Source organism: Exiguobacterium sp. s26 (assembly GCF_018618235.1).
GTDB classification, from domain to species: Bacteria; Bacillota; Bacilli; order Exiguobacteriales; family Exiguobacteriaceae; genus Exiguobacterium; species Exiguobacterium chiriqhucha.
Genome location: NZ_JACSLS010000003.1, coordinates 240,330 through 262,313 on the forward strand (window position 1 = coordinate 240,330; position 21,984 = coordinate 262,313).

The following is a 21,984-nucleotide window of genomic DNA, read 5'->3' on the forward strand; positions in this document are numbered from 1 at the left end:
AAAGGTGAGAGGATGACTCATATCGGGAAGAGAATGGGGAGAGGGGGGAGTGTATGGAACGACAGACGAAATCAGGTAAAAACTGGTGGCAACGGCTGACGCAAAAAGAGGAAGTGCCGGAGGAAGAGTTCGACCTCACGCTTCCGCAGTTGCGAGAAGCCATCCATGAATATGAACAGACGTTACCGAAAGGCGTCAATCGCACGGTCTTGCTCGACGAAACGCAAGAAATCGATTTGGCTCGACTGAAAAAACACTTGCCCGGTAAACCGAGACAGCGGTTCTATATGTCAAAAGAGACGTTTCATATCGTCCCTGAGGACGAACGGGAATTGGTCTATGAGATGGATCAAGTACAACGGGCGCTCGATTTATACTTTGAACAAGAAAAAAAAATACCGTTTCGAAAATTTCAACAGACACTGCAATTGGATTTGACTCGATTACGTGAAGGCGGCTACTTGAAAGTACTGCCGAAACGGCCCTATTACGTCGTTGACGAGACGTTAATCGTGTCCTTGGAACCGAAACCGCCAGAGTGACGACACGCCATCGTCACTTTTTTTGACATGGTCGTCCGAGCACGTCGCGGGGTTGAGTCTGGTTTACAAACTATGTTACGGTGGAAAACGTATATGAAAATAAGAAAATTGAATAGGAGTGAGATTATGGAAAGGAAAAGCCAAGTGACGACCGTTTTTCTCGTTTCAGCCATCATTACGGTCTTATTCACGATCTGGGGTGTCATCCCAGAGAGCGTCCTCGGTAACGGCAGTCTCTTGAACGTGACGACGAAACTGCAGGGCTGGCTCTCGAACGGCTTTGGCTGGTTTTATTTACTCAGTGCGACCGGAATTCTACTCGTCGCCATCTTTTTAATCTTCTCGAGGTTCGGGTCAATTCGACTCGGGAAAGATACGGATCGTCCGGAATTCGGGTATCTGTCATGGTTCGCCATGTTGTTCAGTGCCGGGATGGGGATCGGACTCGTCTTCTGGGGGGCAGCCGAACCGCTTTCACATTTTCACGCGCCGCCATTCGATTCGGGCACACCTGAGGGCGATGCCCGAACGGCGATGCAATATTCGTTTTTCCACTGGGGCTTGCACCCATGGGCGATTTACGCGATGATCGCGCTCGCCATTGCTTACTCAACGTTCCGGAAAGGGCGTCCGGCGACGATCGGGGAGACCATCGGCTCACTCGTCAAAGACCGCTACGAAATACCGGTCAAACGGACGGTCGATGTGTTGGCCATCATCGCGACCGCGTTTGGTGTGGCGACTTCGCTCGGCTTCGGGGCCCAGCAAATTGCTGGCGGGATTCACTTCTTGATTCCGAACGTACCGAACGCGTTCTCGACCCAATTGATTATCATTGCCGTCGTGACGGTACTCTATATGATCAGTGCCTCGACGGGGCTTGAGAAAGGGATTCGTATCTTAAGTAATACGAACATCTTTCTCGCCATCGTCCTCTTGATCGCAACGCTCATGGTCGGACCGAGTGCATTCATCCTCGATCTGTTCACACAGACGATCGGGACATATTTGCAACAGTTACCGTCGATGAGTTTCCGGACGGCCGCGTTTGAGCCGGTGGAACGCGAATGGATCAACGGATGGACGATTTTCTATTGGGCTTGGTGGATTTCATGGTCCCCGTTCGTAGGGACGTTCATCGCTCGTGTCTCAAAAGGACGTACGATTCGTGAATTCATCATCGGAATTCTACTCGTGCCGACCTCGTTCGGTCTGCTCTGGTTCTCCGTCTTTGGCGGTGCGGCCATCTGGGCTGATTTGAACGGTGGGGCAAACTTGATTGCAACGGTCAACGAAATCGGCACGGAAGTCGGTCTGTTCGCCTTGTTCGAGACGTTTGGTGGCTTTGGCACGATCCTTAGTGTCGTCGCCATTTTCTTAGTCTCTGTCTTCTTCATCACGTCAGCGGACTCGGCGACATACGTGCTCGGCATGTTGTCGACGAACGGAAAACTTGTGCCGCCGATGCGGATCAAGCTCATCTGGGGTCTCATTCAGTCATCGATTGCCGCTGTGCTCTTATACGTCGGTGGACTCGGAGCGCTACAAGCGGTCGCCATCCTGGTCGCTTTCCCGTTCATCTTCGTGTTAATTTTGATGATTGTCGCCTTGTTCAAAGATTTGTCTGATGAACCGGACGAACGGGACAAGTATATCGAAGCGTATAAGCAGGAAGAAGAAGATAAGCTCGGATAAAAGGAAAGGGTCTCGGTCGAGGCCCTTTTTTGGTTGTAAATGTTTTGCAGGACCCTCTCGCTAGTGTAGGATAGTAAGTGAAGAAGATTGGGAGGGCATTCTATGAAACAACATGTTAAAAAGCGATTGAGTTGGGTGATTTTTGCGGGAATCCTCATTGTCGGCGCCCTGCTCGCCTATAACTTTTACTCGATCATGAACTTGAATGACGACGAGGGCCGTGTCAACCGGGCCGAACCGTTTTATACATCCGTCGTAATCGGCTATGAAGAGAAAAAATTGCCTGAAAACGGCGAGACGTTGGAAGTTCGTGAATATGAAGTGACATACGATGAGGACGGTCACTTCGTGTCCGAGGTCGTGGAGGGCCCTAACGTTGGTGCCCGGGCCGAGTGGGACGGAACCGTTTATCGTGAGTTCAACCCGGACGGCGAGGAGACAAACAGTCAAGAGACGAGCTCCGGTGCCGTGGCTCCGCACCCATTCTTGTCGCGCGCGACGAATGAACAGATTCGTAAATGGCTCGACGATGGGACGCTCGGTTCGAGCGAAGGTGATGTCGATATCATCGGACGGACCGCGCAAGCGTTCGTCAAGAAAGAGTCACCTGAAGCTGTCCCGGCAGAATGGGTCGAAAAGTACCCATCGATATTCAGTGAAGACGACAATGAAGAAGCGGTCACGTATTACGTCGACGCGAACGAGCGAATCTTGCTCGCTGCCGAATCACGAAACAACGGGAAGTTGTTCCATTCGATTCGGATGACTTCTTTTGAATCACGATAATCCGGCGAGGAGCAGACTAAAACGTCGGCTCCTTTGTCGTCTAAAAAGGAGAATACTATGAAACAGATCACCTTGGATCAAGTGCAATCGGACTTGACAGCGTGGGAAGCGGGTGGACGCATCGAGGAAGCGGCGCTATTGTCTTACGCCCATTGGTCGCGCGCGACCGGCCACCGTCAAGAGTTGATTCGCACCTTGACGCTCCTCGCAACGAAACGGTTCGAAGCGCGCCAGACCATCGACCCGTTATTACATCGTTGGGTCAAGGAATTGGAGTCGCTCAACGCATTACCGCCAGCTCTCCGCGTCAGTCAATTATACGAAGTGTTGCGACGTCATAAACAACATTTGCACGTCGAATGGCCGAAATTACGTGAGGCGGATTACGCGTCGATGAAAGTCCAAATTTTAACCGAATACGAAGCGAAGACGTCGGAACTGCTCGAGCAACTTGAACAGCTTCACGACGAGATTGACCGTGCCAAATCCGACCTTCGGGACTCGGAATTCAAAGGACAGCTCGAGCGGTTATTCCTTGTCGTCATCGAGGCGATGCAAGAAGTGGCCGCACTCGAAGATGACACGGCCTCGCTCTTGGCATCGATGCAAGGCAATTACTTCAGCCGTGAGGCGTTCCACCGTTTCGGTGAGCGGGTCGGGCTCGTCAAACAGCGACTCGCCATGATCGTCGAACATTTGCCGGAACAGACGGAACAAGTTCGGTCGAGCGCGATTGAATCACTCGAGGCGATGATCGGGCTCACGGACGTGAAGCAACGTGTCAAAGCGTGGTACCGCTTCCTCTTGTTCCAAAAAGAACGGGAGAAGGCAGGCTTCTCGTCCAAACACCAACCTTCGCTCCATCTCGTGTTCACGGGAAACCCAGGCACCGGTAAGACGACGCTCGCGCGTCTCATGGCCGATATATATTTTGAGCTCGGTCTACTCGCTCGTCCCGACGTCGTCGAGGCGGATCGGTCGAGTCTCGTCGGCGCGTTCGTCGGACAGACGGAAGAGCAAGTCATGAACAAAGTGAAAGAAGCCGAGGGCGGAGTCCTGTTCATCGACGAGGCGTATGCGCTCAAACGTCAGGATGCGAGCGGGAGTGACTATGGACAGGCAGCCATCGATACGCTCGTCGCCGCGATGACGAGTGGTGAGTACGCTGGAAAATTCGTTGTCATCCTCGCCGGTTATCCGGAAGAGATGCGTCACTTTCTATTGGCCAATCCGGGACTACGTTCGCGTTTCCCGGAATCAAACCATTACGAGTTGCCGAACTACAGTGATGACGAACTCGTCGCCATCGGCGAGAAAGTGGCCGCGGAGAACAATTACGTCCTGACGGTCGAGGCGAAGCGCGCCTTGATTGCGCGGATTGACCGGGAACGGGTCGACGCCACGTTCGGGAACGCGCGCACGGTGCATAACATTTTGCTCGACGCCATGTTCAAAAAAGGGTCCCGCTTCGGTGCCGATGCTCCGCTCGACGAGATGGCCTTGTTGACGGAGCTCGATTTCGAGATGGATGCGACCGAGGACACGTCAGCCCCGACGCTCGACGACTTGGTCGGGATGGAAGAGGCGAAACGGCAACTGCGTGAAATCGAGGCGCTCGTCACGATTCAAAAACGGCGCCGCGAACTTGGATTGAAGACGGCTCCGGTCCAACTTCATGCCGCACTCGTCGGCAACAGCGGAACAGGGAAGACGACGTTCGCTCACCTGTATGCCCAACTGTTGAAGAAAACCGGTTATTTGAAACGGGGACACTTGAAAGTCGTCAGTCGGGCCGATCTCGTCAGTGGCTATGTCGGCCAGACCGCCCAGAAGACGAAAGCGGCCATCCGCGATGCGCTCGGCGGAGTGTTGTTGATTGACGAGGCTTATAGTTTGAACGGCGGACCAAACGATTACGGTCGTGAAGCAATCGATACGCTCGTCGACGAGATGCCGAAGCACGGGGACAACCTCGTCGTCGTCATGGCGGGATACGAGGCGCCGATGCGGCGATTGATCGAGTCGAATCCTGGACTGAGTAGTCGGATTAAGCGCACCATCCAGTTCGAGGATTACTCGACCGACCAACTCGTCGAGATTGCCAAGACGTATGCCGAGAAATTTGGCTATACGTATGACGAGACGGTGGAGCAAGCGCTTAAAGAGCGATTGTCTGGTATCGACCGGCCAAACGCGAGGACGGCGCTGTCGTTGATTGATGAAGCCATTGCGAGACAGTCATACCGTTTGATTGAAGGACAGGCTGAAACTGACGACTTGAATCATATTTTAGTAGTAGATATTAAGACCAAGTTATAATATAATGACCTTGAAAGCGAGGACGATTTAATGCATATGATTCAGATTCCGGTCCGCTACCAAGAGACCGACATGATGGGCATCGTCTATCATGCGAACTATTTAGTGTATCTCGAAATCGCTCGTACTGAATTATTGCGCGAGCTCGGGGTCGAATATAAAGACATGGAACAGGCGGGCTTCGTCTCTCCGGTGACGAACGTCTCGGTCGACTATAAGAAGAGCGTCACGTTCGGCGATACGGTCCACGTACGGGTATGGGTCGACAGCTATTCCAAAATCCGGACCGTCTATGGCTATGAGTTGACCGATCAAGACGGACATCTCGTCGGTTCGGCGAAGACGACCCACGTCGTCGTCAAACAGGGCGACTTCAAGCCGGTCCGTCTCGACCGCGAGTTTCCAGAATGGCATGACATGTATATGCGTGTCATGAGTCCCGTCACATAACAGTGGTTCTTTTGTACCGTCAGTATGGTATCATATCTTGACGGTATTTTTTGTACAAAGAAAGGGGAAGATCGCATGCGAAAACCATCTCTGTTGATGGTATGCTGCGCCTTGACGCTCACATTGGTGGGCTGTACCACAAGCGACCAAAGCAAAACGGAAGAAGCCGAGAACAAACCGGCCGACACCGAACAACAATCAGAAACTCCGGCCGATACGCCGAAGGATACAGAAGACGAAGTGGTTGCAGAAGCTCCGGCACCTGAAGCCGAGCCCCCGGCAGAAGACGAGCCTGCGGAAGAACCGGCAGCAGACGAACCTGAGGTCGAAGAAGTACCTGTTGTGGAAGCACCGCCTGTAGAAGAACCGGTCCAAACGCCGAGCCAGCCGCTCGAACAAAACGGGACGGCGAACGTGAAACTCGATACGCTCATCCTCGTCAATAAACAAATCGCCTTGCCGGCCGGTTACAAACCGACCGACCTCGTGACGGCGAATATCGATTTTGTCGACACGGCGTCCGGGGAGCGGAGAATGCTCCGTAAAGAAGCGGCACAGGCAATCGAAAAATTGATGGCCGGTGCGAAAGCGGCCGGAATCGATTTGAAAGGGACGAGCGCGTTCCGTTCATACGACTATCAAGTGCAATTGTTCAACGCCTATGTCGCCAAAGACGGAAAAGAACAAGCGATGAAGTATTCGGCGCCGCCGGGTCATTCAGAACATCAGACGGGACTCGCCATCGACGTCTCGAGCGCCTCGGTCGGGTATCAATTGACACAGAGCCTTGAGCAGACGAAAGAAGGCAAGTGGTTGGCCGACAATGCCCATACGTATGGGTTCATCGTCCGCTATCAACGCGCCTATGAGGCGGAGACGGGTTATATGTTTGAACCGTGGCACTTACGCTACATCGGGGTGGAGCATGCGACGAACGTTCATAAGACGAACGTCCCGTTTGAACGCTATCTCGAGCAATCCATGAATTAAGGGGAATCGCGATGCCTTATTTGACAGAAATCATCATTATCATCATCAGCTATCTACTTGGTTCAATCCCGTTCGCCCTCCTCGTCGGTAAGCTCGGCTATAAAGTCGATGTCCGCGAGCACGGGAGCGGGAACTTGGGCACGACGAACACGTTTCGCGTGCTTGGGAAGAAAGCGGGTACGATCGTCCTACTAGGGGATATGGGGAAAGGCTTGGTCGCGGCTTTATTGCCGCTCCTATTCGGGAGCGAAATGAGTCTGCTCCTCGCCGGGATTCCGGCCATCATCGGCCACTCTTATCCCATCTTCGCCAAATTCAAGGGCGGAAAATCGGTGGCGACGAGCGCGGGGATCCTGCTTGCTGCGTTCCCATGGTTTTTCGTCGTCGTCGTCGGCACGTTCATCGTGACGTTGCTTATTTCAAAGATGGTGTCGCTCTCGTCGATGGCCGCCTCTGTCGTCGGACTCGTGACCGTCGTCGCCTATGGCATCATCGCCAAAGACTGGTTGCCGCTCATCGTCATCGTCCCGCTCGCCTTGTTCATCATTATCAAGCACCGCTCGAACTGGCAACGAATCCGTGCCGGCACGGAACCGAAAGTGCCGCTGTTCCAAAAGCGAAAGTAACGATCGATGACCATCCTGCTCGATATACAGAGAAGGATGGTCATTTTTTTCATGTAAAAAACGAGAAGTTGAAACCTCAACCCTCATGATGAGGCTGTCTTTTTGTGGATTTCCGTTGATTTTTGCCGAAAAGTTCGAAAAAAGTGTTGGATTTGCCCGTTCTTTACTTTCTGTTTACGTTAAATTTACATCCGTTCGCTACACTGAAAAAGGAAGCGATATTTGCGGAGGAGGCAGGGAAGTGTCTTTAATTGGAGAAGAACGTAAACAAAAGATTGTTGAATGGATTGAGCGGGAAGGAAAAGTGAAGACGAGCGAGTTGATCGAACGGTTGAACGTCTCGGGGGAGTCGATTCGCCGCTACTTAGAAGAGCTTGAGAAAGAGCATCGCATCAAGCGGGTGTATGGCGGGGCGGTGCTCCATCAGAGCGTCTCGTTCCAACCGATGATGATCTCGAACATGGACGGGATTCGTCGCATCGCCTATACGGCGTTTCAGCTCGTCGAGGATGACATGTTGCTGTATATCGGACACGGCGTCGCCCCAGAACAAGTCGCGGCCAGACTTCGCGGACGAAATTTGACCGTCGTCACTCCGTCGCTCATGGTCGCCAAGGCGCTCTTTGAGCAACGCGCCAAGGGCGTGTTTACTGGCGATATCCAATTGCTCGGTGGGACGATTGATCCCAAACATCTCGTCACCGTCGGCGAGCACGTCCTGCAGCAACTGAAGGCGTATGTGTTCGATATGGCCTTCCTGTCCGTCGAGGGCGTCGATGCCTCACTCGGATTGACGTGTGATGCCCATGGTCTCTCGACCGTGACGCAGGCGGTCCTCGATCAATCGCGTCAATGTTATTTGCTCGCCGACCATACCCAGTTCAATCAACAAAAACGCTATCGGGTCTCCGACTTTTCAAAGGTGACGACCATCATCTCTGATTTTCCGGAACCGACGGATTGGAAGCGCGCCTTGGCGGAGCATGAGGTCGAGTGGCGCTTCGCACCATAAGGAGGAGGGATTTCATGATTGAAGTGATTGTGACGACATTGACCGAAGCCAAAACGGCGGAGCGGTTCGGGGCGGATCGGCTCGAATTGATTGCCGATTTGCCGGCCGGCGGGACGACACCGAGTTTCGGGACGATTCGTAACGTGCTCGAACAGGCTACCATTCCTGTCCACGTCATGATTCGGCCCCATGCGGACTCGTTCGTCTATAACGAGGAAGATGCAGAGACGATTTTGGCGGATATCGGTCTTTGCCGTGAACTCGGGGCCGATGGCATCGTCTTCGGAGCCTTGACGAGCGAAGGGCGTATCGATGAGGCGCTGCTCGGAGAAGTGATTAAACATAAAGGCGAGATGGTGCTCACGTTCCATCGGGCCATCGATGACGCGGTCGACTTGATGGACGCGATCACGGTGCTAAACGACTTCCCAGAAGTTGACCACGTCTTGACGTCCGGAGGACAAGCGACGGCACTTGAAGGCATAGACCGATTAAGTGCGATGCATGAGGTGGCGGAGATGAACATCCTCCCGGGTGCCGGCATCACGGCCGACAATGTGGCGCAACTGATCGACCGGCTAGGCGTTGATTTCGTCCATGTCGGAAGCGGGGTACGGACCGAGGGCCGCTTGGATGAGCACAAGTTCAAGGCAATCAAACAACAGATGGCACGCTAAAAACAGTCGGCTGACTGTTTTTTTGCTATAATGAAGAAAACGATACTGTAGGTGAAGTCATGCAATCATCAGTCTATAAACAATTTGCCCTTCGGATGTTGTCCGGCAACTGGGGCATCTCGCTGCTTGCGGTCGTGGCGACGATGCTCGTTCAGGCGGTCATCACGACGCAGCTCGATTTGGAATCGACCGACCCGAGCATCCTGTTCGTGTCAATCGGTCTGCTGTACGGTGCGACCGTCTTGCTCGCCCCGCTCGAACTTGGCCGCAACTGGGTGTTCCTCGATATCGCCAAAGCCGAGAAACCTTCATTCGGGCTCTTGTTCGATGCATTTGGTTCGCTCAAAGATTACGTCCGGGCGGTCACGTATTATGCCGTCTTTTATCTCGGGTTGAACGTGCTCATGTTGTTCTTGATCGTCCCGGGCGTCTGGTTCTATTTGACGTATCGGATTGTCCCGTTCGTGCTACGAGACCAACCGGAACTGTCTGCGTTTCAGGCGATGCGAGAAAGTCGGCGTCTCATGCGCGGCCATAAACGGACGATGCTGCGCTTGTATGCGAGTTTCATCGGCTGGTATGTGCTCGTCTTGTTCACGGGCGGATTGGCCTATATTTTCGTACAGCCTTATATCAACACGGCGCTCGCCGGGTTATATGTTGAAATCAAGGCAGCGACAGACGCAAACGAACAACCGGTCGGCTCATGAGCCGACCGGTTGTTTTTATGTTCCGTGCCGATCCGACTTTTGTGGGTCAGGAGCGTCACGAAACTCAGATTTCTCTTCTTTTGAGGCATGTTCATGCCATTTCTTCGCTTGTTCCGTGGCGATTGGAATCGCCTTTTGATCGGAGTAACCTTGGGCGAGCAAGGCGTTGGCGATATCGATGGCTTTCTTTTTGACGAGCGGGTCGAAGTTCTTCAGTGATTCCGGATAGTCTTTCATATTCCATGGCATCTGTAATCGCTCCCTTCTGTACTACTAATTCCACGAGCGGGACGATTCAAACGTCCTGATGCATGTAGTATTCGATGAGCGCCTGCGTCCCGTTCTCGCCGTAGCCGTTCTCTTCGAGGATGGAGTACAGTTTATACGCCAACTCGAGGCTCGGCAGTTTAATGTTCAACTGTTCGGCGCTCTCGAGGGCAAGTTTCATGTCCTTCAGGAAATGCTTGATGAAGAAACCAGGAGCATAGTCCTCGACAATCATCCGGGGAACAAGGTTCTCGAGCGTCCAGCTGCCCGCGGCACCGCCCCGAATCGTCTGGCGCAATTGATCGGGATTGAGCCCGGCCCGTTTCGTGAAGGCGAGCATTTCGGCGTTGCCCATCATGATGCCGGCGATTGCGATCTGATTGGCGAGTTTCCCATATTGGCCGCTTCCGGCATACCCCATCCGTTCAATCGATTGGCCCATCGCCTCGAACAGCGGTCGCGCCTTCGTGAAGGCGTATTCGCCGCCGCCGACGAGAATCGACAACGTCCCGTTCTTGGCACCGACGTCACCGCCCGTGACCGGTGCGTCGAGCGGGAGCAAGCTGCAGTCGATTGCGGCATCAGCGATCCGTTCGGCCAGGAGTGGCGAAGACGTCGTCATATCAATGACGAGCGTTCCTGGCTCAGCCGATTGCAAAATCATACCGTCCCCGAAATAAAGACTCTCGACGTCAGACGGATAGCCGACGATGGTGATGACGGCATCGGCGTTTTGACAGACGGCTTCGACCGAATCACACCAACGGACACCTTCCGCCAATAAATCAGCCGCTTTCTCTTTCGTCCGCGTATACGCTTGGACTTCGAATCCCGCCTTCATTAAGTTTCTGACCATCGATTGACCCATCACACCGAGTCCGATAAATCCGACTGTCTTCATAGTTGATTGCCTCCTAAAAGTTGTTGTTTCACGAGTCGTTCATAGAGCACGTTTTCCCGAAGCAAATCTTGATGTGTCCCAAGCCCGCTGATGCCACCGTCCTCGAGCACGACGATTTGATCGGCATGTTGGACGGTCGAGAGCCGATGGGCGATGACGAGTGTCGTCCGTCCTGTCATGAGACGGTCGAGCGCTTCTTGGACGACACGCTCGGATTCCGAGTCAAGGCTTGATGTCGCCTCGTCGAGCAATAAGATTTGCGGGTCACGTAACAGCGCCCGAGCGATGGCGAGCCGTTGGCGCTGTCCACCAGATAGCCGGACGCCGCGCTCGCCGATTTCCGTATCGAGCCCGTCCGGCATCGCCTCGATGAACGACCAGGCGTTGGCCATATCACAGGCGTGACGAATCTCATCCTCGGTCGCGGTCCGGGTCAAGCCGTATAAGATATTTTGCCGCACCGTCCCGGATAAGACGGGCGAATCTTGGGCGACGTAGCCGATGACTTGCCGCCATTCGTTGCGGCCGTAGGTTGAGATGTCCCGGTCCCCGTAATGGATGTGTCCGCTCGACGGAAGGTAGAACTGCTCGACGAGGGCGAACAGTGTCGTCTTGCCGGCACCGCTGCGTCCGACGATGGCTGTCGTGGCACCGAACGGGACAGTGAGGGACACGTCGTCAATCACGGGTTGCTCGCCATAGCGGAACGTCAGGCCCTCGAACGAGAGCGACGACTGTCGAATCGTCGACGGCTCATCCGTGTACGGTTCCGGCTCGATGGCGAGCAGTTCCGAGATTCGTTCGGTGGCCCCGCGTGCTTTTTGGAGCCGAGTGATAAACTCCGTCATCGTGATGAGCGGCGTGATGATTTGGAACAAGTACAGCATGAACGCGAGCAACGAACCGGTCGATAAGGCACCGGTCGAGACGCGATAAGCCCCGAAGCCGAGAATGGCGATCAGCATCGCCGTCAACGTGACGTTCAGGAGCGGAATCAAAATCGCTTGAATCCGTCCCTCGCGCACACCGAGGCCGAAGAGACGCTCAATGCGTCGTTTTCCTTCTGCGACCTCGACGGATTCGGTCGCCTGTGATTTGACGAGCCGGATCTCTCCGAGCAGTTCAGCGAAAAACCCGGACAAGTCACCGAGCTCATGTTGCGTCGCCTTGGCGATTTTCCGAAGTTTACGCCCGAGCGGGATGACGATAAGAAGTGTCGTCGGCACGGAGAACAAGATGACGAGCGTCATCTGCCAATCGAGCGTGAACAAGATGCCGACGGCGCCGATGACCGAGACGAACGACGTCAAGAGACGGACGCTCTGTTCGGACAAGAGCTGCTGCAACGTCGTCGTGTCGTTATTTAACCGTGAGACGAGATCCCCTGATTTGACGCCGTCATAGAACGGGATCGGGAGGGCGACGAGATGCTCCCATAACGTCGTCCGCAAATTGGCGACGACCCGTTGTCCGACGATATGTAGCCAATAAATCGAAATCGCACTCGAGACGACTTGGATGAGAAACGCCGTCACGAAGATGGCGACGAGGCGGGCGTCGAGCGCGGCCTCGCTCCAATTGTCGACGACGCGTTGCAAGATGAGCGGAATGGCGAGTGAAGCCATCGCTTGAAGCAATGAAATCAATACGGCACCGATTAACAGACCTTTCGGTGGTTGAGCGACACGGAACAAGCGCAGAAAGGCTTGCCATGTAGATGTGGACTCCATGATACGTCCCCCTTTCCTATTAACTTTCGCTGTTTCGAAAACAAGTGTCAAGACGTCGAATCGTACACCGGAATAATGCTAGAATGGAATCAGAGGTGAAGTCGCATGAAATGGATACATACGGCCGATTGGCATTTAGGTAAAATCGTCCACGGCCGCCATATGACAGAAGAACAACAAATCATTTTATTTGAGTCTTTTTTACACATCGTCGACGAGGAGAAGCCTGATGCCATCGTCGTCGCCGGTGATTTATATGATCGGGCCGTGCCGCCCGTTGAGGCCGTCGATCTGCTCGATGAGATGTGGCGCGCGCTCGTCCTCGAGCGGGGCATCCCCGTGCTCGCCATCGCCGGCAATCATGATTCGGCCGAGCGGCTCCAATACAGCTCCAAACTGTTGACGAAAGTCGGTCTCCATATCGTCGGGAAGGTTGACCCGGGCACAGGGCCGATTGTCGTGAACGACATCCCATTTTATTTGATGCCGTTCCTTGAGCCGGCGCGCATCCGTTATGCGTTCGGCGACGAGTCGATTCGGACCCATCATGACGCACTCGCCGCAGTCATTGACTCATACGGGGCGATTGAGGCACGCGCGGTCGCCGTCGGCCACAGTTTCGTCGCCGGTGGACTCGAGACCGATTCCGAACGGCAGCTGTCCGTCGGGACGGCAGGGCAAGTCGCCAAAGGATTATACGCGCCGTTCGGCTATACGGCACTCGGACACTTGCATAACCGTGACGCCATCCGCGACGACCGGGTCGCGTACAGCGGCTCGCTTATGAAATATTCGTTCTCCGAGGCGTCCCATGTGAAATCGATCGACGTCATCGAATGGGACGGGACATGGACACGCCGTCGGCGCCCGCTAAAAGCGCGACGCGATTTGCGCATTTTGACCGGGACGCTGAACGAGCTACTCGACCCGTCGTTTTATCAAGATGAGGCCGTCGACGACTATTTGAAAATCGTCTTGACCGATGAACGTGCGTTATTCGACCCGATGGCGAAGTTGCGGACCGTCTATCCGAACATCTTACACCTCGAACTCGAGTTGTTGCGTCGCCAAGACCAGACGTCCCGCTTCGAACGTGAGAAGCTCGAACGGCAATCGGTCGAGGATGTATATATGGACTTCTTTAAAGCCGTCCACGGCCGCGATGCCGATGCGACGGTGCAACGCTTCTTAGAAGGGGAGGAATCGATTTGAGACCGGAACAATTGACCATCACCGCCTTTGGTCCTTACGCCGAGACGGAACAAATCGATTTTACGCAGCTTGAAGGACGTTCGATGTTCGTCATCAGCGGCCGGACCGGTGCCGGAAAGACGACCATTTTTGACGCGATGACGTTCGCACTCTATGGCCGGGCCAGCGGGGCGCTCCGGAACGCCAGCGATTTCCGAAGCCAATATGCGGACCCGGAACGGAAGACTGAAATCGACTTCACGTTCACGATTCGCGACGAACGGTATCGGATCGTCCGCCAACCACAACAGCCGCACCCGAAAAACAAGACGCCGATTCCGCACGAGGCGGTGCTCTATGAATGGAAAGAAACATGGAAACCGTTGGCGACGAAAGTGAACGACGTCGAGCAGACGATTGAATCGTTGTTGCAGCTGAGCTATGAGCAGTTCAGTCAAATCTTGCTGTTGCCGCAGAACCAGTTCCGTCAGCTCCTCGATTCCGATTCGACGAAGAAGCAACAGATTCTGCAATCAATCTTCAAGACGGAGGCGTACCGCGCCTTTCAGGAGGATTGGATCGAACGTTACGGCAAGTACCGCAAACGAGTCGAATGGGCGGTCGAGACGACGCGTTTAAAACTGTTGGAACTCGAAGACGAGTCCGTCGAGGACATGTCGACCCGCAACTTGCCTGAAATCGTGACGTGGCTCGACGCCCGGGAGGAGCGACTCTTGGCGGCGCGGGACACGTTACAGACTCAGCGCCGGACTGGTGAGGATCGGCTCGAGGCGCTGCGCCGAGAAGTGAATCAGGCGACCGCGCTCGCCGAGTTGATGGATGAGCGGGACGTGCGCGCGACCGCGCTCCAAGCATTCCGCCAAGCGGCACAAGCACGCGAAGAACGCCAGGCGCTCATCTTGCGACTTGAACAAGTGGCGAGCGTCAGCCCGCTCTATCAACGTACCGAAACGGTGCGTCATGATATCGAACGGTTGACCCGTGAACGCGATGTATCCCGTCAACGAGACGAAGGCTACACGAGACAGTTGGAGGAGTTGAAGTCAGAAGCAGAGGCCATCACGACCATGCGCCAGGAGGCAGACCAAGCCACAAGTCGCGTCAATGCGATTGACGAGATGTTGCCCTATGTCGATGAATGGCACCGGGCCACTAGACGTCGGGATGACTTGAAACGCCGGTTGGAGCCGCTCAGTCTGTTCTCAGAAGAAGCGCGTCTCCAGGAGCTCCAAGCGACCGAAGGCGAACTTGCGGCTAAACTGGAACACGCACCGGCCCCAGACCAACTCGTCGAGGCCGAACGACTGTATAGTCAGCTCCAACATCAGGTTCGACTCGAGTCGAAAGTGGCAGAGGTCACGGAACGACTCGGTGCCTGTGAACGCAACGGGAAGGAAGTCCAACGACAATTCACCGCCCAGACGAAACAGGTCGACCAATTCGTCGAGGCCGAGCATGCGCTCATGGCCGACACGCTACGCGAGCATCTCGAAGCGGGGGAACCTTGTCCGGTCTGCGGTTCATTGACCCACGGACACGTCGAGCGAACGGGGACGTCCATCGACCAAGCCGGTCATCGCTCAGCCATCGAGACACTGAAACGGATTGAGGCCGACCTCCATGAAGCTCGGGCGGATTATCGGGCGCTCAAACGCCAACTCGATGAACTGATCCGTGAACGCGATCTGGCTCGACTTGAGTTGAAGCTCGATGGTGCGGCTGACACTGCGATGCAACACCAAGACGCCCGCATCCGTCAGTTGCGTCAAGAAGCCGAAGAACGACAACGGATGGAGCGTCTCCTGCGGTCGACCACAACCGAATTGAAGCAACTCGAGACGGCGAAGCGTGTGCAGGCTGAAGAACGACAGAAGTTGTTCGAACAGCTCCAAACCGTCCAAGAGAAGCTTCAGTCGATGCGTCAACCGGATGGGACGACGTTAGAGATGTTGCAGACCGAGCGGAATCAGCTCGCGACGCGACTCGCTCACATCGAACGAAACGTGGAGACGTATGAACGTCGGCTTGAAGAATTGAATCGATTGAAGTGGGGGGAAGCGGAGCGACTCCGTCTCCTTGGCGAACAACTCGAATTCGAACATGCTCGTCTTTCCGACGCGACGGCTGAACTGGAGGCCGCTCTCGAGAAGCTTGAGTTGACTGAAGCTGTGTTCAAGGAGTATCGCTTGCGCGTCGAGCAGCTGCCCGAACTACGCGAGCGCCAAGCGACTGAGCTTGAGGAAGGTGTCCGGCTCGAACACGCCGTCAAGGCGCTGAACGAGAAAATCGGGGACCGCCCGCGACCAGACCTTGAACGGCTCCAGGAGAAGTTGCACGAAGAGGGCCGTTCGTTCGAAACGCTGTCCGAACAACTCGTGACGGCGGACGGGCAATTGAAACGCCATCGTCACATCGTCGCCGAATGGAACGCGTTACGGGAGAAGACGGATGAGGATCAACGGAATCTGGAGACGGTCAAATTGATCGCCGACACCGGACGTGGCCTGAATCCGCAAAAATTGACGTTCGAGACGTACGTGCAGACGGCGTTCTTCGATCAAATTCTCCATGCGGCCAACGTCCACCTCGATCAAATGACGAGCGGACAGTTCCAATTAGAGCGAAAAATTGAGACGGCGAAAGGAAATGCCAAGTCCGGTCTCGAATTATTAGTCTTTGACGCCTATACCGGCCAGTCACGCCGGGTCCAAAACTTATCGGGCGGCGAAGGGTTCAAGGCATCGCTCTCGCTCGCCCTCGGATTGGCCGAGGTCGTCCAACAGTTGAGTGGCGGGGTCAGTCTCGAGACGATGCTGATCGATGAAGGCTTCGGGACGCTCGACGCCGAATCGCTCGATCAAGCGATTGAATTGCTCATGTCGCTGCAATCGAGCGGCCGGCTCGTCGGGGTCATCAGCCACGTCCAGGAATTGAAAGACCGGGTCGATGCCCGGATTGAAGTCAAGAAATCAAGGAGCGGGTCAACGATCCAGCTCATCGTGGAGTGAGACCGATGAAACATATGGAAACGAAAACAACGTTAGTGGCCCATCTGCAAGAGGCGGGCATTCGACGAGGGGACGCACTATTCGTCCACACGTCGCTATCAAAACTTGGCTGGGTGTGCGGCGGGCCCCAGACGGTCATCGAGGCGCTCCAAGAAGCGGTCGGACCAGACGGGCTCATCATGATGGCGACCCAGAGCGGGGATAATTCAAACCCCGCTGAATGGGAAGCCCCACCGGTCCCGGTCGAATGGTGGCAGACCATCCGTGATGAGATGCCAGCGTATGACCCGGCGAAAACAACGACCCGAGGGATGGGTCGTGTCCCAGAGCTGTTCCGCTCGTATCCGGAAGTGTTCCGGAGCGATCACCCGATGTGGTCGGTCGCCGCGTGGGGACGGGACGCCGAACACATCGTGGCCGGACATACGCTCGACGTCGGCTTCGGGCCAGGATCGCCGATTGAACGGATGATTGACCGCGATGCGAAAATATTACATCTCGGTTCGCCGCTCGATGCGACAACGTTATGGCATTATGCCGAATACGGGATTGAGGGTCCGGTGAAGCCGTTCGAATGTGCGTTAGTGGAGAACGGTCAACGGGTGTGGAAGACGTTCGAGCATACCGACGTCAACAGTGCCCCGTTCGGTGCCATTGGCGAGAATATCGTCAAACGTGCGGACGTCAAGACGTTCACGATTCACGAAGCGACATGTTACGTCATCCCGTCTGAGACGTGGGAGCCGGTACAACATGCGCTCGTCGCCTTACGGAGCTGGCTCCGGTGAGACGGCTGATGCGAACTATACTTAGGAGAGGGGCACTGCGATGAATCGCTGGGTCAAATATATGGGAATCGCCGTCGGGGTGTTGGTTCTCGTCGCGTTTCTTGCCGTCGTGGGCATCTCGGCCCACATTGGAGATCAATTGACGTCACCTGAACGGGAGACGTTGACGTTCACCCCGAAGACGCTAGGCGTCAAGTATGAGAACATCACGATCGAATCAGAGGATCAACAGGATTTATACGGCTGGTGGATCCCGCACCCGACGCCGCGTGCGACGATTGTCTTTGCGCATGGCTACGGGAAGAACCGTGAACAATCCGATTTGCCGCTCAAAGAATTGATTCCGGAATTCCATGAGCAAGGGTATCAGTTTTTGACGTTCGACTTTCGCGGCTCCGGAATTTCAGAAGGGGATCGCGTGACGGTCGGGGCGAAGGAGCAATCTGACCTTGCTGCCGCCATCGCGTACGCGAAAGAGCGCTCGGACGGGCCCATCGTCTTATATGGGGTTTCGATGGGTGCCGCGACGGCACTCGCGACGGCTGACGAGACCGATGTCGCCGCCGTCATCGCCGATAGCCCGTTCAGTGACCTCCGCGGCTATCTCGAGACGAATCTGCCGGTATGGAGCGATTTACCGAACTTCCCGTTCACACCGGTCATCATGACGGTGACGCCTTGGTTCACGGGGCTCGACGCGGATGTGGTCAAACCGATTGACGATATGGCTCAAATCGAGGCACCGGTGTTATTGATTCATAGTCAAGGTGACGATGCCATTCCCGTAAGCGAGAGCGAGCAATTGGCCAAAGCCGGCGAGGATGTCGAACTGTGGGTGACCGAGAATGATGGGCACGTGCAGTCGCATCGCTCGTTCCAAACCGAATATCGCCGGACGGTATTCGAATTTTTAGAGCGTGTGTTGTAAGTGAGGGGCGCAACATGCGCTCCTTTTTTGTTATGATTAGTTATGAAAAGGAAAGAAAGAAGGTTTGTTCATGGACGTCACAGCATTACTATCGTTTCTTTTGCTCGGAACGCTCATCGGAATTTTGAGCGGATTCTTCGGCATCGGGGGCGGGATTTTACTCACACCGCTCTTGCTCGTCTTCGGATACGAGGCGAGCGCGGCCATCGCCCTCAGTCTCATGCTCACGCTCGGGTCAACGACGGCCGGTACGATCTCCCACATCAAATTAAAGAACGTCAATCCGAAACACGCCCTCTTGATTGGCGCGTTCGGGGTCGTCGGGACGTGGGTGGCGACGCCGCTCGTATTTTATCTAGAGACACTCGACGGCGCGAAGCCGGTCATCTCGCTCGCCTATATCGCACTGTTGACGTATTTCGCCGTCTCGTTCTTCCGGTCGAAACAGCACGAAGAGGGTAGCGTCGGTTCGGAGTCGGTCCCACGCCTCGGGTTCATCGGGTTGTTCGGTGGATTCATCTCGTCACTTATGGGTGTTAGCGGTGGGTTCGTATTGACGCCACTTCAAGTTAAGTTACTCAACACCGAGATGAAACGGGCCGTCGGGACGAGTATCGCCGCGGCGTTCCTCATCGTCGTCTCGGGCGTGATCAACTATGCCGTCGCCGGAGCCGATGCGAACTATTGGCACGGCTTGGCGCTCATCGCCGGTGCGATGATTGGTTCACCGATTGGGGCGAAACAGTTGCAGCGGTTCAGTTCGCAACTCGTCAAAAAGGCGCTCGGTGGCTTCTATGTCGCCGTCGCCATCAGTGTCGCCCTCAATTTGCTCGGTTATAACGATCTCTCGCTCGGACTGCTCGTCGTGCTCGCGCTCTCGTTCATCGTCGCGCTGTTCATCCGACCGCGTTCGAAGTGATCCCAAACCCTCGTCTACGGACGGGGGTTTGTTTGTGGGGATATACTAAGGCTATTCGATCGATGCGACGTACCAAGCATTCTTAACCAGTTCAGCACAGTAAAAAACCCCATCCGAGGACGAGGTTTTAACGTCTGGCAATATGGTCAATGTTTTCTTGAATCTCTCCGACTTTACTTTTCGCTTCCCGCAGACGTCGTTCGAACGCCTCGATATCGCGCTTCTCGTGCCGCGTCTCGTCTTTCCCGCGTCGTTGTCCTTTCGGAAAGCGATGGGTCGCTTTAGCCAAACGTTTTTTAAACGTCGAATCGCTCATAAGGACACCCCCTTCCATACTATATACGTTCCACCTATACTTTCCGCTGAAACGTTTGAACCTTCAAGAGGCGAGGGTTTTGCGCATTTGAGGGTTGGTGGACACTTTATAAGCGATAGCTGCCGCCAACACTGCTTTGATTAAGTCGCCGATGATGAACGGAATGTTCACTTTGAGCGCATCGATGAACGTCATGCCAAACACGGCTTGCAACCCAAGACTGCCGAGCAAATAGACAAGACCGAGTCCAAATAAGACGTTGTAGCCGATGAGGGCAGGGAACGAACGATGCCGTTCCGATGACCAGCCAATCAAAAAGGCCGCGATTGGGAAGGCGAGCAAGTATCCGACCGTCGGACCGACGAACGGGGCAAGTCCGCCCGAACCGCTGAGTACTGGAAGGCCGATTAAGCCGAGCAAGAGATAGACGACGACGGCGAGCCCGCCTTTTTTGGCACCTAGGACGGAAGCGACCGTCATGATACCGAGCATTTGTAGGGTAATTGGAACCGGACCGATTGGGATGGCAATCGAACCGATGCTAGCGAGCAGCGCGGCACCGATAGCAATTTGTGTCATATCATGAATTTTCACTATGTAAACTCCTTTTCTGTTAACGTTGACTAAAGTTAGGTTAACATCATCGTGAGAAGTTGGCAAGTACTAAACTAAGTACCTGGTCGTATACAGCTTGAGGCTACAAATTCAGCTTGAGGCTACAAATTCAGCTTTAGGCAGACACTCCAAACCTCGGCGTATTGAGGATGTTTTTACGCCTACGGACACTTTTAACGTTGAGCGTGAAACTAATTCCATATGTTGGAGATTCAAATTCACATCGTTGGCATGTGCTCGTGTTGCTTGAATTGTTTGGGAGTCGTGCCCGTGTAGGTTTTAAAGACTTTTGTGAAATGGCTCTGGTCGTGGAAATTAAGCCATGTGTAAATTTCAGAAAGAGAGGAATCGGTGTACTTTAACAGTTTTTTGGCTTCCGCTATTTTTTCTCGCAACACATACTCTGTGAACGAAAGCCCGACTTCTTTCTTAAACAGGGACGACAAATAGTTGGGATGAAGATTCACGAATCGAGCAACGTCTTGTAAGGTGATGGCGTCATACAGATGTTTAAAGACGTACGACTGGCATTTGATGATTGGGGCGCTATGTCGAAGCTGTTTTGATTTGTTGACTTGATCCGTGAATTCACATAACGCCTCCTTGGTGTAACGTTGTACAGCTTCAATCGTTCGAAGTTCTTCGGCCCCTTGGATATAGTGATCGCTCATCGTATATGCCGTTTCCGGATGAAGTCCTCCTTCAATCGCATAACGTGTCGCTAACGTGATGGTAGAAATATGGAGGTTTTTTTCATTTCGCAAAGTGCTCTGTTTGGAGAGCACCCCGATTCGTCCATCTCGGTCGGGTGATGCCAGTCGCTGAAGTAACTCTTCCTTCTGACCTTCCTTGACACACCGTAACGTCATCCGTTCCGATTGATACGTCGCGTGGAATGCAATGTCTTGTCTGTTTTTAAACAGCTCTCGTTCATAGGTTTTCGTATCCTCGGTTGTCGTGCGACGCTTGGACGAATCCTCGTCTAGGACGACATCGGACGTAGAGAGTCGTCTCGTAGTCAAAATCGAGGTCGCGAGCACGGCTACATGCAGTAGGTCTTGTCGCGAAAAAACAGGCAAGCCATTCGTAAAACTGTTCGGTTCCACTTCTGCCGAATCCAGACACGGACCGAGAATGAAAAGGCCAATCGGCTGCTCGTTGTCGGTGATGACCAACGTCACGACCTGTTCGTTCGAATTGAGACGACGCCAAACCGGTATGTTAGAAGGCTCATTTAAGAGAGTTAACCGCTCTAGAAGTTGACGTAAAGAAGGGGGAATGAATGATGTTTCTGGATACGCCATCTGTAACGATAATCGGTCATTGTAAAATAACACGGACAAATGGGTAGTCTGATGCAACAACCGGCACCAATACGTGTAATCCTGATTCGTGTCTCTCTGATTCACATCCATCAAATCATCTCTCCTATCGATTAGGTGTATCTGCAAATTGTATTATAAATCTACTAAAAATGATAAATAAGTACAAAA

General features: G+C 54.1%; 21 protein-coding genes. 15 read left to right on the top strand and 6 right to left on the bottom strand.

Going from position 1 to position 21,984, the window contains the following annotated elements:
* The first annotated feature begins 53 nt into the window (after positions 1-53).
* From KNP82_RS06010 to KNP82_RS06055, 10 genes are all read left to right on the top strand, one after another.
* Complete coding sequence (locus KNP82_RS06010) at positions 54-542, top strand: DUF3939 domain-containing protein (RefSeq protein WP_214714777.1); 489 nt, start codon at positions 54-56, stop codon at positions 540-542.
* 126 nt (positions 543-668) lie between these two features.
* Positions 669-2,237, top strand: coding sequence for a BCCT family transporter (locus KNP82_RS06015; protein ID WP_131471207.1), 1,569 nt, complete (start codon positions 669-671; stop codon positions 2,235-2,237).
* Positions 2,238-2,339: 102 nt separating this feature from the next.
* A complete protein-coding gene (locus tag KNP82_RS06020) occupies positions 2,340-3,023 on the top strand; it encodes a hypothetical protein (protein ID WP_029595361.1) in 684 nt (227 codons plus the stop codon).
* A 57-nt stretch (positions 3,024-3,080) separates the two neighbouring features.
* A complete protein-coding gene (locus tag KNP82_RS06025; protein WP_214827330.1) occupies positions 3,081-5,342 on the top strand; it encodes an AAA family ATPase in 2,262 nt (753 codons plus the stop codon).
* A 30-nt stretch (positions 5,343-5,372) separates the two neighbouring features.
* The gene (locus tag KNP82_RS06030; protein WP_214827332.1) at positions 5,373-5,792 is read left to right on the top strand and encodes an acyl-CoA thioesterase; all 420 of its coding nucleotides are present in this window, start codon (positions 5,373-5,375) and stop codon (positions 5,790-5,792) included.
* Between the two features lie 75 nt (positions 5,793-5,867).
* On the top strand, positions 5,868-6,782 hold the full coding sequence (locus tag KNP82_RS06035; protein ID WP_214827334.1) for a M15 family metallopeptidase: 915 nt from the start codon (positions 5,868-5,870) through the stop codon (positions 6,780-6,782).
* Positions 6,783-6,793: 11 nt separating this feature from the next.
* Positions 6,794-7,408, top strand: a complete 615-nt coding sequence (plsY, locus tag KNP82_RS06040; RefSeq protein WP_021067567.1) for a glycerol-3-phosphate 1-O-acyltransferase PlsY — start codon at positions 6,794-6,796, stop codon at positions 7,406-7,408.
* A gap of 241 nt (positions 7,409-7,649) precedes the next feature.
* Positions 7,650-8,420, top strand: a complete 771-nt coding sequence (locus tag KNP82_RS06045) for a DeoR/GlpR family DNA-binding transcription regulator (RefSeq protein WP_058763795.1) — start codon at positions 7,650-7,652, stop codon at positions 8,418-8,420.
* Positions 8,421-8,434: 14 nt separating this feature from the next.
* Positions 8,435-9,097, top strand: coding sequence for a copper homeostasis protein CutC (locus KNP82_RS06050; RefSeq protein WP_021067565.1), 663 nt, complete (start codon positions 8,435-8,437; stop codon positions 9,095-9,097).
* A gap of 59 nt (positions 9,098-9,156) precedes the next feature.
* Complete coding sequence (locus tag KNP82_RS06055) at positions 9,157-9,807, top strand: DUF975 family protein (RefSeq protein ID WP_021067564.1); 651 nt, start codon at positions 9,157-9,159, stop codon at positions 9,805-9,807.
* Between the two features lie 15 nt (positions 9,808-9,822).
* On the opposite strand, the gene KNP82_RS06060 is transcribed toward KNP82_RS06055, so the two are convergent.
* The 3 genes from KNP82_RS06060 to KNP82_RS06070 are packed head-to-tail and all read right to left on the bottom strand — an operon-like array spanning position 9,823 to position 12,705.
* Positions 9,823-10,056 (bottom strand): DUF2188 domain-containing protein, encoded by a 234-nt coding sequence (locus tag KNP82_RS06060; RefSeq protein ID WP_021067563.1) that lies wholly within the window; start codon positions 10,054-10,056, stop codon positions 9,823-9,825.
* 46 nt (positions 10,057-10,102) lie between these two features.
* On the bottom strand, positions 10,103-10,975 hold the full coding sequence (locus tag KNP82_RS06065) for an NAD(P)-dependent oxidoreductase (RefSeq protein WP_214827336.1): 873 nt from the start codon (positions 10,973-10,975) through the stop codon (positions 10,103-10,105).
* Positions 10,972-12,705, bottom strand: a complete 1,734-nt coding sequence (locus KNP82_RS06070) for an ABC transporter ATP-binding protein (RefSeq protein ID WP_214827339.1) — start codon at positions 12,703-12,705, stop codon at positions 10,972-10,974. The genes KNP82_RS06065 and KNP82_RS06070 overlap by 4 nt, the downstream gene beginning before the upstream one ends.
* Positions 12,706-12,810: 105 nt before the next feature.
* On the opposite strand from KNP82_RS06070, the gene KNP82_RS06075 reads away from it, so the two are divergent.
* The 5 genes from KNP82_RS06075 to KNP82_RS06095 all read left to right on the top strand — a co-directional run bounded on the left by KNP82_RS06075 (position 12,811) and on the right by KNP82_RS06095 (position 19,560).
* Positions 12,811-13,917: an exonuclease SbcCD subunit D gene (locus tag KNP82_RS06075; protein WP_214827348.1), complete on the top strand. Its 1,107-nt coding sequence runs from the start codon at positions 12,811-12,813 to the stop codon at positions 13,915-13,917.
* Complete coding sequence (locus KNP82_RS06080; RefSeq protein ID WP_214756580.1) at positions 13,914-16,925, top strand: AAA family ATPase; 3,012 nt, start codon at positions 13,914-13,916, stop codon at positions 16,923-16,925. The genes KNP82_RS06075 and KNP82_RS06080 overlap by 4 nt, the downstream gene beginning before the upstream one ends.
* 5 nt (positions 16,926-16,930) lie before the next feature.
* Complete coding sequence (locus KNP82_RS06085) at positions 16,931-17,713, top strand: AAC(3) family N-acetyltransferase (RefSeq protein ID WP_035385663.1); 783 nt, start codon at positions 16,931-16,933, stop codon at positions 17,711-17,713.
* Positions 17,714-17,753: 40 nt separating this feature from the next.
* Positions 17,754-18,641, top strand: coding sequence for an alpha/beta hydrolase (locus tag KNP82_RS06090; RefSeq protein WP_021067557.1), 888 nt, complete (start codon positions 17,754-17,756; stop codon positions 18,639-18,641).
* Positions 18,642-18,711: 70 nt separating this feature from the next.
* Entirely contained in the window at positions 18,712-19,560 is an 849-nt protein-coding gene (locus KNP82_RS06095; protein WP_214756581.1) for a sulfite exporter TauE/SafE family protein, read from the top strand.
* A 127-nt stretch (positions 19,561-19,687) separates the two neighbouring features.
* Here KNP82_RS06095 and KNP82_RS06100 read toward each other — a convergent pair whose 3' ends face one another.
* From KNP82_RS06100 to KNP82_RS06110, 3 genes are all read right to left on the bottom strand, one after another.
* Entirely contained in the window at positions 19,688-19,876 is a 189-nt protein-coding gene (locus KNP82_RS06100; RefSeq protein WP_021067555.1) for a hypothetical protein, read from the bottom strand.
* Positions 19,877-19,939: 63 nt separating this feature from the next.
* Complete coding sequence (locus tag KNP82_RS06105; protein ID WP_214756582.1) at positions 19,940-20,470, bottom strand: biotin transporter BioY; 531 nt, start codon at positions 20,468-20,470, stop codon at positions 19,940-19,942.
* Positions 20,471-20,709: 239 nt separating this feature from the next.
* Positions 20,710-21,906, bottom strand: a complete 1,197-nt coding sequence (locus KNP82_RS06110; RefSeq protein WP_214756583.1) for a helix-turn-helix domain-containing protein — start codon at positions 21,904-21,906, stop codon at positions 20,710-20,712.
* Positions 21,907-21,984 lie beyond the last annotated feature (78 nt).